General features: G+C 69.3%; 9 protein-coding genes. 5 read left to right on the top strand and 4 right to left on the bottom strand.

The genetic code is table 11. The features are described from left to right. Nucleotides 1–440: 440 nt before the first annotated feature. The 3 genes from AB0M87_RS27550 (at nt 441) to AB0M87_RS27540 (ending at nt 7907) form a co-directional block, all read left to right on the top strand. A complete protein-coding gene (locus AB0M87_RS27550) occupies nt 441–2633 on the top strand; it encodes a DUF5127 domain-containing protein (protein ID WP_365857532.1) in 2193 nt (730 codons plus the stop codon). A 165-nt stretch (nt 2634–2798) separates the two neighbouring features. Beyond that, nucleotides 2799–5393, top strand: coding sequence for a PA14 domain-containing protein (locus AB0M87_RS27545; RefSeq protein WP_365857595.1), 2595 nt, complete (start codon nt 2799–2801; stop codon nt 5391–5393). Between the two features lie 114 nt (nt 5394–5507). Next, the gene (locus tag AB0M87_RS27540; RefSeq protein WP_365857529.1) at nt 5508–7907 is read left to right on the top strand and encodes an RICIN domain-containing protein; all 2400 of its coding nucleotides are present in this window, start codon (nt 5508–5510) and stop codon (nt 7905–7907) included. Between the two features lie 54 nt (nt 7908–7961). Here the strand turns inward: AB0M87_RS27540 and AB0M87_RS27535 are convergent, their stop codons facing one another. After that, nucleotides 7962–8783: a serine hydrolase domain-containing protein gene (locus AB0M87_RS27535; RefSeq protein ID WP_365857527.1), complete on the bottom strand. Its 822-nt coding sequence runs from the start codon at nt 8781–8783 to the stop codon at nt 7962–7964. Between the two features lie 15 nt (nt 8784–8798). Continuing rightward, entirely contained in the window at nt 8799–9269 is a 471-nt protein-coding gene (locus AB0M87_RS27530; protein WP_365857525.1) for a GNAT family N-acetyltransferase, read from the bottom strand. A gap of 115 nt (nt 9270–9384) precedes the next feature. On the opposite strand from AB0M87_RS27530, the gene AB0M87_RS27525 reads away from it, so the two are divergent. After that, nucleotides 9385–9858 carry a MerR family transcriptional regulator gene (locus AB0M87_RS27525; RefSeq protein WP_365857523.1) on the top strand — a complete coding sequence of 158 codons (474 nt, stop codon included), beginning with the start codon at nt 9385–9387 and terminating at the stop codon, nt 9856–9858. A 6-nt stretch (nt 9859–9864) separates the two neighbouring features. Further along, nucleotides 9865–10881: an aldo/keto reductase gene (locus AB0M87_RS27520; protein ID WP_365857521.1), complete on the top strand. Its 1017-nt coding sequence runs from the start codon at nt 9865–9867 to the stop codon at nt 10879–10881. 13 nt (nt 10882–10894) lie between these two features. Here AB0M87_RS27520 and AB0M87_RS27515 read toward each other — a convergent pair whose 3' ends face one another. Both AB0M87_RS27515 and AB0M87_RS27510 read right to left on the bottom strand, forming a co-directional pair. Continuing rightward, a complete protein-coding gene (locus AB0M87_RS27515; RefSeq protein WP_365857519.1) occupies nt 10895–11746 on the bottom strand; it encodes a DUF4429 domain-containing protein in 852 nt (283 codons plus the stop codon). A 99-nt stretch (nt 11747–11845) separates the two neighbouring features. Further along, nucleotides 11846–13030: an alpha/beta hydrolase gene (locus AB0M87_RS27510; protein ID WP_365857517.1), complete on the bottom strand. Its 1185-nt coding sequence runs from the start codon at nt 13028–13030 to the stop codon at nt 11846–11848. Nucleotides 13031–13077 lie beyond the last annotated feature (47 nt).

Below are 13077 nucleotides of genomic sequence, written 5' to 3'. Positions count from 1 at the left end.
GCGGGTGGGCAGGGGCCGGCGCATGGCTCGGCCCCTGCACGTTTCCGCAGGGTTTCCAACGTTGAACAGGACAGTGGGGTATCGCTCGCAACGCTGTCAAGGCTCCGCACGTGATTGCCGGCATCGGGACTCGATGCGCCGATGTCCCGTCAATTAGCGCGTCATGCACGGGACTTTGCAGGTCAATGCCACTGAGCAGCGGGTGTGAGGGCGGCGATGACAGGGAGTCGGGGGCTGTCGAACCCAGGAGTTCTGTCAGGACGGTGGACACCGCGGCAGTGTCGTGCTGTCATTCCCCTGCCTCTTTTTTTCCAACGTTGTTAACGCTTCGTCGTGTGTCCTCCGGCGGGGCCGAGCGGGCCGCAGCACCTCGTTCTGCCGGCCCGTCGGCTATCGCAACCCCTGACCAACGCCGCGCCCTCCGCGGCCTGGAGGTATTCGTGAACGTCCGAACCGACGCAGCCGACCAGTCGGCTGATGACAACGATGTCAGTCGCCGTGGAGTGCTTCGGCTGACCGGAGCGGCCGGACTCGGCGCCGCCGGCGTCGCGCTGCTCCCCGGCATGGCGGGGAGCGCCGCGGCGGCGCCCCGCGAGGGCCGGTCGGCTTCCTCGACGGTAAGGTCCTCGTCCTTCGATCCGATCCGCCCTCCGGCGGTCCCGCTCGCGGTGCGCTCCCCGTATCTGAGCGCGTGGATGCCCGCGGACAACCTCGCCGGGACCTGGCCCACCTTCTGGACCGGCCGCACCACCGCCATGGCAGGCATCGCCCGGATCGACGGCGTGGCCTTCCTGTTCCTCGGCGCACCCAACATCTCCGGTCACGTACTGCGGGGGATGGCGCAGAAATCCCTGACGGTCGCTGCCACCCGCTCGCGGTACGTCCTGCAGGGAGGCGGCATCGAGCTGACCCTCACTTTCCTCTCCCCGGTCGAGCCCGGAGACCTGCGCCGCCAGTCGATGCCGCTGTCGTACATCACCGCGAGCGTCCGCAGCACCGACGGCAAGGCGCACGACGTCGGCCTCTACTTCGACATCTCGGGCGAATGGGCTCACGGCGACGCCGGAACCAAGATCCACTGGTCCCAGGAGCAGGTCAAGGGAGCCGGCAACGGCACGCTCACCTCGCTGTCGTTCGGCGCCGACAGCCCCAAGGCGCTCGGTGAGAACGGTGACATGGCTACCTGGGGCTCCATCGTCTGGAGCGCCACGAACCAGCCCGGCCTCACCTGGCAGATCGGCGCCGACACGGTGGTACGCCCAGCCGTCCTGGCCGACGGAAAGCTCGGCAGGACCGTCGACAGCAGGCAGCCGCGGGCCATCAACGACCAATGGCCGGTATTCGCTTTCCACTTCGACCTCGGCAGCGTGCACGGGTCGGCCCGGTCCGCCGTGCTGTCCGTCGGGCACGTCCGCGAGCCGGCGATGAGCTACCTCGGTACGGAACTGCCACCGCTCTGGCGTTCCTACTGGCCCACCTGGCAGCAGATGGCCGCCTTCTTCCACGCCGACGCCGCCCCGGCGGCCCGCCGTACCGCCGCGTTCGACAGCAAGGTGAAGCACGAGGCCACTGCCGCCGGAGGCGCCGAGTACGCGGCGCTGTGCGCACTCGCGCTGCGTCAGGCTTACGCGGCGACCGAGCTGGTCAGCCGCGACGGCAAGCCCTGGGCGTTCCTCAAGGAGATCTCCAGCGACGGCAACGTCTCCTCCATCGACGTGACCTACCCGGCCATACCGGTCTTCCTCTACACCGATCCCGCATATCTGGGTCTGCTGCTCGCCCCGATGCTGGAGTACGCGGAGCACGGCGGCTGGCCCAAGACCTTCGCCGAACACGACCTCGGTTCCCACTACCCCAATGCGGCCGGCCACAACGACGGCAACGAGGAGGACATGCCGGTCGAGGAATCCGCGAACATGCTCATCATGACGGCCGCCTACCTCGCCCGTACGGACCCGGCGACCGCGAAGGCATTCGCCACGGACCACTACCCGATCCTCAAGCAGTGGGCCGACTACCTCACCGACAACGCCCTCGATCCCGGCTACCAGAACCAGACCGACGACTTCACCGGCTTCATCGGGCACAGCGCCAACCTGGCACTCAAGGGCATCATCGCCATCGGCGCGATGAGCCAGGTCGCTGCGTTCGCAGGCAAGAAGTCGGACACCGAGAGCTGTCTGGCCACCGCGAAGAAGTACATCGGTCAGTGGGTCGGCAAGGCCCAGGACACCACCCCCGCCCATCTCAAACTCGCCTACGACCAGTCGGGGACGTGGAGCCTGAAGTACAACGGCTACCCGGACGCCCTGCTCGGGCTGGACCTGGTGCCGAGCGCGGTCGCGAAGGAGGAAGGCGACTGGTACATGACCCAGGTCAACCAGTTCGGCATTCCCCTGGACAACCGCCACGCCTACACCAAGGGCGACTGGGAGATGTGGACGGCGGCCTGGCTGCACGGCCATCCGGTCCGTGACTACCTCGTGAGCGCTCTGTACGACTTCGTCAACACCTCACCGTCCCGGGTGCCCTTTACCGACTGGTACGACACCGTGAACAACCATCAGAGTGGCGGCTTCCAGGCCCGGCCCGTCGTCGGCGGCATCTTCGCACTGCTGTCGCTGTCCCGCTGACGCCCACTCTCGCGTACCCGACTCTGGACAGCGCGCGGCAGCGCGTGCTGTCATGCCAACTGCCGCTCTTTTCAACGTTGTAGAGAGCACAAAGTGACCAGCCGTTCCTACTTCAGCTACGGAGGATCCGTGCGTACCAAACGACGACTCAGAGGCCAACTGGCCATGCTGCTGGCCGCGGGACTCGGTCTGGCGGCCCTCACCGTGTCGCCGCAGGCCGCAGCCGCAGCCGCCGACGACCCCGGCGGACCGCAGGGCCTCAAGGGCGAGTACTACACGCAGTCCGCACCCGGGGCCTTCGACTTCCACGAACTCAAGGCCACCGGATTCGACCCCGACCTCGACTTCAACAGCCTCGACTCCCGGCTCCAGACCGCCACCGGCCAGTCCGACGACGACAACGTCCGCTGGACGGGTGAGGTCGTCCCGGAGAAGACCGGCCCGACGACGTTCTCCATCAGCGGCGACAACGGCTTCCGGCTCTGGATCGACGGCAAGCTCACCATCGACCACTGGGTCGACGACTGGGACAAGGAACAGACCTCCCAGCCGGTCAACCTGACGGCCGGCAAGGCCTATGACATCAAGGTCGAGTACTTCGAGCACTTCGGGGGATCGAACCTCCACGTGCGCTGGACCGAGCCCGGCGAGAGCAAGGAGGCGATCCCCTCCTCCGCCTTCCGCCTGCCCGCCGACTGGCACTACAACGGGGCGATCTCCACGACCGTCCTCAAGGACGGGCGCACGCTCAAGCTCGACTTCGCGCAGCCCCTGGCGGCTCCGCCGACCGGCCTGCTCGACCACCTGCAGGCCGTCATCGGCGGTTCCAAGTGGCCCCTCAGCACGGTCACGGCCGACCCGGCCGACCCGCGCTCCCTCGTCGTCGGACTCAAGGAACCGGTCGTCGGCAAGAAGGGCGGCGGCGCCGCCGGCCAGGCCGACATCATCTACGACGGCAAGGGCGGCCTGAGCGGCAGCGACGGCACAGCCGTCAGCCAGTTCTGGAGCAGCGGCCCGAACGACTCCGAGTACGAGCTGAGCACCAAGTGGGCGGCCGACGTCAGCCCGTCCAACGCTCACCCCGAGTACCCGCGCCCGCAGCTCACCCGCCACGACTGGCAGAACCTCAACGGCCAGTGGCAGTTCGCCGCCGCCAAGGCCGGCGACGAGCCTCCGGTCGGCAAGCAACTCGGCGAGAAGATCCTCGTGCCGTACCCGGTCGAGTCCCAGCTCTCCGGCATCGAGCGGCACGAGGACCGGATGTGGTACCGCCGCACCTTCACCGTTCCGAAGAACTGGAAGGTGGGCACGGGCCACGGGAAGAACAGCGACCAGCGGCTGCAGCTCAACTTCGGCGCCGTCGACTGGCAGTCCGAGGTGTACGTCAACGGCAAGAAGGTCGCCGAACACAAGGGTGGTTACGACAAGTTCAGCGCCGACATCACGGACGCGCTGAAGCCCGGCAGCACCCAGGAACTGATCGTCGGCGTCTACGACCCGACCGATGAGGCGGGCGGGGAGAACCCGCCGGTCGGCAAGCAGCGCACCGATCCCAGCGGCATCTGGTACACCCCGTCCTCGGGCATCTGGCAGACCGTGTGGATGGAGCCGGTGGCCGCCGATCACGCCACCGACCTCAAGATCACGCCGAACGTCAAGGCGGGACTGGCCACCGTGGAGGCCACCGGCGTACGCGACGGTGTGCCGGTCACGGCGACGGCGTACGACGGTGAGCGCGCGGTCGCCACGGCGAGCGGGCGCACCGGTGCGCCGCTGACCCTGAAGATCAACAAGGCCCACCTGTGGTCTCCGGACGACCCGTTCCTCTACCACCTCAAGGTGCGCGTCGGACAGGACCGCGTCGGTAGCTACTTCGGGATGCGCTCCATCGCCGTCGAGAAGGTGAACGGCACCCCCCGCACGGTCCTCAACGGCAAGCCGATCTTCATGATGGCCACGCTCGACCAGGGCTTCTGGCCGGACGGGCTGTACACGGCACCGACCGACCAGGCGCTGTCCTACGACCTCAAGATGCACAAGCAGATGGGCTTCAACTCGGTCCGCAAGCACATCAAGGTGGAACCCGACCGCTGGTTCTACTGGGCGGACAAGCTCGGCCTCCTCGTCTGGCAGGACATGCCGGCCATGAGCAGCACACCGGACACGGCCGCGCGCGCCGAGTACGAGCACGAGATGAAGCAGATGATCGACCAGCACAGCAACCACCCCTCGGTGATCATGTGGGTCACCTTCAACGAGGGCTGGGGCCAGTACGACGTGGGGCGCATCGCCGCGCAGGCCAAGGCCTGGGACCCGACCCGGCTGGTCAACAACATGTCGGGCCTCAACCTGGGCGCCGACGGCGGGACCGGCGACATCATGGACGAGCACGGCTACCCGAGCCCGGCTCTGCCGCCCCACCCCGACGGCAAGCGCGCACTGGTGAGCGGCGAGTACGGCGGTCTCGGACTCGCGGTGCCCGGGCACGCCTGGGCCGTGCAGCAGTCGTACGTCGACGTCGACCCGTCGGCCTACACGGACGACTATCTGGCACGGCTCGCCGAGGTCCACAAGCTGGCCTGCCAGGGCAGCAACGGCGCCGTGTACACCCAGATATCGGACGTCGAAGGTGAGCTCAACGGCCTGATGACGTACGACCGGAAGGTCGTCAAGCCCGATGTGAAGCGGGTGAAGGCGGCGCAGGACGCGCTGATCCACGACGCGTCGCAGGCGACCGTGGCCGGCTGCTCCGCCAACTGAGGCACACCGCATCGCTCGCTCCGGGCCCCCGCTGCGCACCATCAAGGGCAGCGGGCGCCCGGAGCGCCACCCCCGGCCCGGCAACCCCGAGTACCTCAGAACAGGAGCCCCCGCATGCCCGTCAGCAGACGCTCGTTCCTCGGTGTCGGCGCAGTGAGCCTCGGTACCGCAGCACTTGGCGGTCCGTTCGCCACGTCGGCGTCAGCAGCCCCCCGGTCATCGGCCGATAGGCTGCTTCCCGACGCGTTCCAGAAGCTGCCCTCCGGAAGCGTCACCGCCCGTGGGTGGCTCGCGGGGCAGCTGAGCCTCCAGCTCGACGGGCTGTGCGGACAGTACGAGAAACTCTCGCACTTTCTCGACTTCTCGGCCACCGGCTGGGTGCACCCCGAGAAGAACGCCTGGGAGGAACTGCCGTACTGGTTGCGCGGTTACGTCCCGCTCGCCGTCGCCACCGGTGACCAGCACGCGCTCACCCGCTCGCGCGAGTGGATCGACGCGATCCTCGCCACCCAGCAGAGCGACGGCTTCTTCGGGCCCCGTGCCCTGCGTACGTCGCTGAACGGAGGTCCGGACTTCTGGCCGTTCCTGCCGCTCCTGATGGCGCTCCGGACGTACCAGGAGTACGCACACGACCAGCGCATCATCCCCTTCATCACCCGCTTCATGCGCTTCATGAACGCCCAGGGACCCGGCGCGTTCAACACCAGTTGGGTCTCCTACCGCTGGGGTGACGGGCTCGACATCGCCGTGTGGCTCTACCGCCGCACCGGGGAGAACTTCCTGCTCGACCTGGCCGACAAGATGCACACCCTGGGGGCGAACTGGACGGGCGAGACCCCCTCGCGGCACAACGTGAACATCGCCCAGGGCTTCCGGGAGCCGGCGCAGTACGCACAGCTCAACGGCTCCACCGAACTGACCGGGGCCACCTACCGCGGGTACGACACCGTCATGGGCGCCTACGGCCGGTTCCCCGGTGGCGGCATGGCGGGCGACGAGAACTACCGGCCCGGTTTCGGTGACCCGCGCCAGGGCTTCGAGACCTGCGGCATCGTGGAGTTCATGGCCAGCCACGAGCTGCTCACCCGGATCACCGGTGACCCGGTGTGGGCCGACCGCTGCGAAGAGCTGGCGTTCAACATGCTGCCGGCGGCGCTCGATCCCGAGGGCAAGTCCCTGCACTACATCACCAGCGCCAACAGCATCGACCTGGACAACAAGCCCAAGACCCAGGGCCAGTTCCAGAACGGCTTCGCCATGCAGTCCCTGCAGCCGGGAGTCGACCAGTACCGCTGCTGCCCGCACAACTACGGTATGGGCTGGCCCTACTTCAACGAGGAGCTGTGGCTCGCCACCCCCGGCAAGGGGCTCGCCGCCGCGATGTACGCCCCGTGCACGGTCCGTACCGAGGTCGCGCACGGCACGACGGTGACCCTCACCGAGGAGACCGGCTACCCGTTCACCGACTCGGTGACGTTCACCCTCTCCACTCCCAAGCCGGTGCGCTTCCCTCTCCAGCTCCGGGTCCCCGGCTGGTGCCGCGGGCCCGAGCTCCGGGTCAACGGCCGGCGGATGGCGGCGCAGGACGGCCCCGCCTGGGCCACCGTGGAGCGCACCTGGCACGACGGAGACGTGGTGACGCTACGGCTTCCGCAGCAGAGTTCCGTGCGCCACTGGCCCGACAACCACGACGCCGTCAGCGTCCAGCACGGGCCGCTCACCTACTCGTTGGAGATCGGCGAGAAGTACGAGCGGTACGCCGGTGACGACACGTTCCCCCATGACGAGGTGCACGCGACGTCGGCCTGGAACTACGGCCTCGATCCGGCGCCGGCCCTGGCGTTCAGCCGCGCGGACGAACCGATCGCGGACAACCCCTTCACGCACGGGACGACCCCGGTCCGCATCACCGCCCGCGCCCGCCGTATCGACGAGTGGATCGCCGACGACGAGCATGTCGTAGCACCTCTGCAGAACGGCCCGGCCCGCAGCGACGCCCCGGTCGAAACCGTCACGCTCGTCCCGATGGGCGCGGCCCGGCTGAGGATCACGTCGTTCCCGCAGGCGTCGCCCGGCGGCACGGCCTGGACACCGGAGCCCGCCTACCGGCGGATCGCCAACAAGAACAGTGGCAAGGTGCTCGCCGTCGACGGCATGTCGACGGAGAACAGCGCCCACGTCGTGCAGTTCGACAACACGGGTACGGGCGACCACGCCTGGCAGCTCGTCGACAAGGGCGACGGCCTTCACCTGATCCGCAACGGCTACAGCGGCAAGGTCCTGGGGGTGGACGGAATGTCCACGGCCAACAGCGCGCAGGTCGTCCAGTTCGACGACAACGGCACCGACGACCACCTGTGGACCCTGGTCGACAACGGGGACGGCTGGTACCGCGTCCGCAACAAGAACAGCGGCAAGGTCCTCGGGGTGGACGGAATGTCCACCGCGAACAGCGCGCAGGTCGTCCAGTTCGACGACAACGGCACCGACGACCACCTGTGGCGACTGCTCTGACCGCCTGATCGCGGGGTGGGGCAGCGGGCGGGACAGCTCAGCGGGATGAGCAGCTCAGCGGGCGGAGCCGAGCTCCGCCAGTACCGCGTCGGTGAAGGGCGGCCAGGCCTCGATGGCCCACGGACCGAAGTCCCGGTCGGTCAGGACGACACAGGCCGCGCCCGCCACCGGGTCCACCCACAGGAAGGTGCCAGACTGGCCGAAATGCCCGAACGTCGCCGGGGATGAGGAACTACCGGTCCAGTGGGGCGACTTGGCGTCGCGGATCTCGAGGCCGAGGCCCCAGTCGTTGGGGTTCTGCTGACCGTAGCCGGGCAGCACGCCCTTGAGACCGGGGTGTACGACGGTCTGCGCCGCCAGGACGGTGCGCGGGTCGAGCAGCCGGGGCGCCTGCACCTCGGCCGCGAACCGCGCCAGGTCGGCCACGGTCGATACGCCGTCCTTGGCGGGCGAGCCGTCCAGCGTGGTCGACGCCATGCCCAGCGGCTCCAGCACCGCCTGCCGCAGGTATTCCGGGAAGGGGATCTCGGTGGCCTTCGCGATGTGGTCGCCGAGCGCCTCGAAGCCGGCGTTGGAGTAGATCCGGCGCTCGCCGGGGGCCGCCATCACCCGTGGCTCGTCGAAGGCCAGACCGCTGGTGTGGGCGAGCAGGTGGCGGACGGTGGAGCCGCTGGGGCCGGCCGGTTCGTCGAGCTCGACGGCGCCTTCCTCGTACGCCACCAGCGCCGCGTATGCGGCGAGCGGCTTGGTGACCGAGGCGAGCGGGAAGCGGTGCGCGGTCGGGCCGACGGAGCCGGCCAGGGTCCCGTCCGCTCGTACGACGGCTGCTGCCACGGTCGGTACCGGCCAGTTCTCGGTCATCGCCAGGCTCTTCATGAGGCACGAGCCTAACTACCACGTGAGCCGCATCGCCGGATCGGGGGTCCGTACGAAGCCGAGCGAGGCGTAGAGGGGCAGACCGGATGGCGAGGCACGCAGGTCTATCTTCCGGACCCCGCGCTCCAGGAACCAGTCCAGCAGCGCCTCCATGCACGCCCGGGAGAGGCCGCGGCGGCGCATGTCCGGGTCGGTGGCGACGCTGAACACGTAGCCGCTCACGCCCTGGGGGTTTCCCGGGCCGCCGAGGCGGTACTCGATCGTCCCGACCACACAGGACGCCAGACCACCGCCGTCCGGTCGGTCCGCGACGAACGCGGTGAGGTCGCCCGACGGATCCGCGAGCTTCGCGCGCAGGGTGTCCACGGCGGCCGGCTGCCAGCCGGTGTCCGGGTTCGGCTTCCCGGCCATCGAGTCCAGCATGATCGTGCGCAGGCGCACCAGTTCGCCGGCGTCGTCGGGGGTGGCGCGGCGGGCGGGGCTCATAGCGCCGCAGGCTAGCCGTACCGCCGGGGAAAGTTCTCCCTGATTTCGCTTGCTTGGAGTGCACTCCAAGGATCTAGCGTTGACGGTGTCGCGAGGACGAAGGAGCTGGGACCGCATGACTGTGACCGAGACCGTGTCCGGGCCCACCGCAACGGACACCGCGGTGGACCTCTGTGCGGCGCCGTCCACCCGGGGCAGGCGTCCTGACGGGGCGGATCAGTACACGATCAGCGAGGTCGTCGCCTTCACCGGGCTCACCGCGCACACCCTGCGCTGGTACGAGAGGATCGGTCTGATGCCGCACGTCGACCGGTCGCACACCGGTCAGCGCCGCTTCACCAATCGCGACCTGGACTGGCTCGCCTTCGTCGGCAAGCTGCGGCTGACCGGAATGCCGGTCGCGGACATGGTCCGCTACGCCGAGCTGGCACGCGAGGGCGAGGACACCTTCGAAGCCCGGCAGGAACTTCTGGAGCAGACCCGCCGTGATGTACGGACGCGCATCGCGGAGCTGCAGGACACCCTCGCCGTGCTCGACACCAAGATCGGCTTTTACGCGGACGCCCGCCGGGCGTCGGAGAGGTTCTAGAACCTGATGAGCATCGAGAAGATCAGCAAGGTGCAGCTGGGCCACAACGGGCCCGAGGTCGGTGTGCAGGGCTTCGGTGCCATGGGCATCAGCGAGTTCTACGGGGACACCGACGAAGCGGCGGCCAGGGACACCCTGGAGGCCACCGTCGAGGCGGGCGTCACTCTGATCGACACGGCCGACATCTACGGCTCGGGGGCCAACGAGCAGTTCCTCGCGCCGTTCGTCGCCGCGCACCGCGACGAGATCACCCTGGCCACCAAGTTCGCCATCGAGCGGAGCGCGGACGACCCCGACTACCGGGCGGTGCGCAACGACCCGGCCTACATCCGGCAGGCCGTCGAGGCCAGCCTGCGCCGGTTGAACGTCGAGGTGATCGACCTCTACTACATGCACCGCCGCGACCCCGCCGTCCCGTTCGCCGAGTCGGTCGGCGCGATGGCCGAGCTGGTGCAGGCGGGCAAGGTCAAGTACCTCGGGCTCAGCGAGGTGACCGGGGCCGAGCTGCGCGAGGCGCACGCGGTGCACCCGATCACCGCGCTGCAGTCCGAGTGGTCGCTGTTCAGCCGTGACATCGAGATCAGCGCCTCGGGCGCGGCCGCCGAGCTCGGGGTGGCCGTGGTGCCGTACTCACCGCTCGGCCGGGGTTTCCTCACCGGCTCGTTCGCAGACGCCTCCAAGGAGCTGTCCGGCGGCGATTTCCGCGCGTACCAGCCCCGCTTCACCGGAGACAACGCCCGGGCCAACGCGGCGCTGCTCGAACCGGTGCACAAGATCGCGGCGGCACACGGCGCGACGGCCGCCCAGGTGGCCCTCGCCTGGGTGCAGCAGCGGGCCGAGGTGCACGGCCTCGCGGTGGTGCCGATCCCGGGCACCCGTAAGCGCAGCCGTCTGCTGGAGAACACCGGCGCCACCCGGCTCCGGCTGTCCACCGACGAACTGGCGCTGCTGGAGCCGATCGCCGGGCAGGTCGCGGGTGACCGCTACCCGGACATGTCGTCGACCTCGGCCGCCCGCGAATAGGGCCCGCAGGACGTCACAGCTCGGCGAGGAGTTCCGCCTTCTTCAGGTGGAACTCCTCGTCGGTCACCAGCCCCGACTGGTGCAGTTCGCCGAGGTGTCGTATCCGCTCCGCGATGTCGGCGGGATCGCGGCGCCCGACGGCTACCGCGGGCACCGGGGCCTTCCTGGCGTTCCGGGCCGCTCCGAGTACGGCGGCGGCGAAGGGCAGCGACTCGTGCACCGGGCCGTAGCCCAGGCCGAAGAGAACGGCCGCCGGGTCCTGGTCGGCCTGCGGGACGTTCGCGTCGCCGCGGCGCAGCAGACGCAGATAGCCGTCGAAGGCTTCGGGGGAGCGCCAGTCGACGCCGGTCAGCTCGGTGACCGGGATGCGCTGGTCGCCGCACTTCCACTTGGCGGACGAGGCTCCCGTCCAGGACCAGCGGAAGGACACCTGGGTGCCGTCGAAGGACGCCTTGCCGTCGTACGCCTTGAAGTGCAGCGGCGCCTCGGGCGCCGCCACCAGGAAGCGGTCGGCCGGTTCGCCGGCATCGGGTGCGAGCCGGGCGGTCAGTTCCTCGGCGTAGTACTCGGCCAGCGTCCCCCGCTCGGCGGGCAGCACCAGACGGTAGGGGTCGCACTCCTTCTTGAGCTGGCCGGAGGCGGCCTCCATCAGTGGATCGGCGCCCGCGCGTGGCACCGCCTGCAGTACGACCGTCCCGCGTCTGCCCCCGGTGAGGGTCACGGACTCCAGCGCTTCGTGCGGGATACGGCGTCCGCGCAGCGCCGAGAAGAGCTTTGGCGTGCGGATCCCCCGTCCGAAGCGGATGAGCACGGAGCCTGTCGCGAACTCCCAAGTGGCTTGAATTCCGGCCAGAACATCACCCATGTGCCACATCGTAGGGGGCGTGCGCCCGCGCGTCGCCCCTCGGCGCCGGACCGGATGTACGGGCTTCTACGCGCGTTCGTCCCGCCTGTCACCGCAAAATCAACTGTGACAGGCGTCGCTTCCGTCCGCGCAGCTCACCGCCGCGAAGTCGCCGAGACCCACCGCGGCGAAATTGCTGAGACTTTCGGTGCCCGGCTGGAAATAGCCTGCGTGGCCGTGAGCCCGGCCCGCCGAGACGACTCGGGCGCCGAAGTCCGCCGACACCGGGTCGGCGCCGTGCCCGAGGCCGCCGACATCCAGATGCGGAACGTCCTGGATCCAGTCGTCGCTGTCCCGCATCGCCCAGATCCGTGCGTCGGTGCGCAGTCCGGCGGCGCTTTCGGCCCGCATCCCGGGGCTTCCCGCGACGGCGATGTCGCTGACCCGGGTGGACAGGTGGTGCGCGGCCACGCCGCACACCACGGACCCGTAACTGTGGCAGACCAGCGCGACCGGGGCGTTTCCCGGCAGTGCGTCGATGAGCGCGTGCAGCCGTACCGCGCCGTCCTCGGCGAGCCGGCCGATGGCGGCGTCCACCCCGATGCCGACGGGTGAGGTGTAGTCGGCCCAGGCAATGACCGCCGTGTGAGCCGCGGGTCTTTCCTTGTGCTCGGCGGCGTACAGCGACTTGGCCATGCCCAGCGGCGCCGAGTACGGGCGCTGGTCCCGCTGGAAGGTCAGCAGATTGGTGTCGACGCCGGGGACGACGACCGAGACGTGCTCGGCGCGCTGGAGATCGCCGATGACTTCGGCGACCCGACCGGTGCCCGTGGGGTCGAACGCGATGATCTGCCGGCCGTCCTGCGTCAGTGCCGTGTAGCGGTCGTAGGTGCGCACCGCGTTCCGGTGACCGTCGGCGCTCAGCGAGGGATCGGTCAGCCGTCGGCGTTCCTCGGTACGGGCATCGAGCAGCGCCTGATGATTGGCCTGGTAACGGAGGGTCACCGGCGCGCCGTTGAGATTTCCGACGACCAGCGGGTAGCGGTCGGCGAGCCGGATGCGCTGGGCGGCGCTCAGCGTGGCGAAGAATTCCTTCAGCCGGGACGGTGAGGCGTCAGCGGCGGGCAGGTGGTGACCGGCGATGGTGCCCTGCCCCCAGGCCGTGAGTGCCGCCTCGCGTGGGCCGGGGGTTCTTCGGTGATGCGCCGCGGTCCATCCGGTCGTGGCGAGCATGACGAAAACCACCGCGAGCGCGAGCAGCGTGCGCCAGACGGTGAGCGTGGGGGAGGAGTCCAAGGAAGTCACTGGGCACCACCCTAGGAGACAGGGGGGTGCCCTCACGAAGGCAGTGA

It is taken from the genome of Streptomyces sp. NPDC051320 (assembly GCF_040682175.1).
Taxonomy (GTDB): Bacteria; Actinomycetota; Actinomycetes; order Streptomycetales; family Streptomycetaceae; genus Streptomyces.
Note: the sequence above shows the minus strand (reverse complement) of the source record. Positions and strands in the feature narration are given on the sequence as shown.

Excerpts from the sequence above, each read along its gene's own strand:
- AB0M87_RS27520 (WP_365857521.1), top strand. The coding sequence starts at position 9,865 with ATGAGCATCGAGAAGATCAGCAAGGTGCAGCTGGGCCACAACGGGCCC.
- AB0M87_RS27530 (WP_365857525.1), bottom strand. The coding sequence starts at position 9,269 with ATGAGCCCCGCCCGCCGCGCCACCCCCGACGACGCCGGCGAACTGGTG.
- AB0M87_RS27540 (WP_365857529.1), top strand. The coding sequence starts at position 5,508 with ATGCCCGTCAGCAGACGCTCGTTCCTCGGTGTCGGCGCAGTGAGCCTC.
- AB0M87_RS27515 (WP_365857519.1), bottom strand. The coding sequence starts at position 11,746 with ATGGGTGATGTTCTGGCCGGAATTCAAGCCACTTGGGAGTTCGCGACA.
- AB0M87_RS27535 (WP_365857527.1), bottom strand. The coding sequence starts at position 8,783 with ATGAAGAGCCTGGCGATGACCGAGAACTGGCCGGTACCGACCGTGGCA.
- AB0M87_RS27525 (WP_365857523.1), top strand. The coding sequence starts at position 9,385 with ATGACTGTGACCGAGACCGTGTCCGGGCCCACCGCAACGGACACCGCG.
- AB0M87_RS27545 (WP_365857595.1), top strand. The coding sequence starts at position 2,799 with ATGCTGCTGGCCGCGGGACTCGGTCTGGCGGCCCTCACCGTGTCGCCG.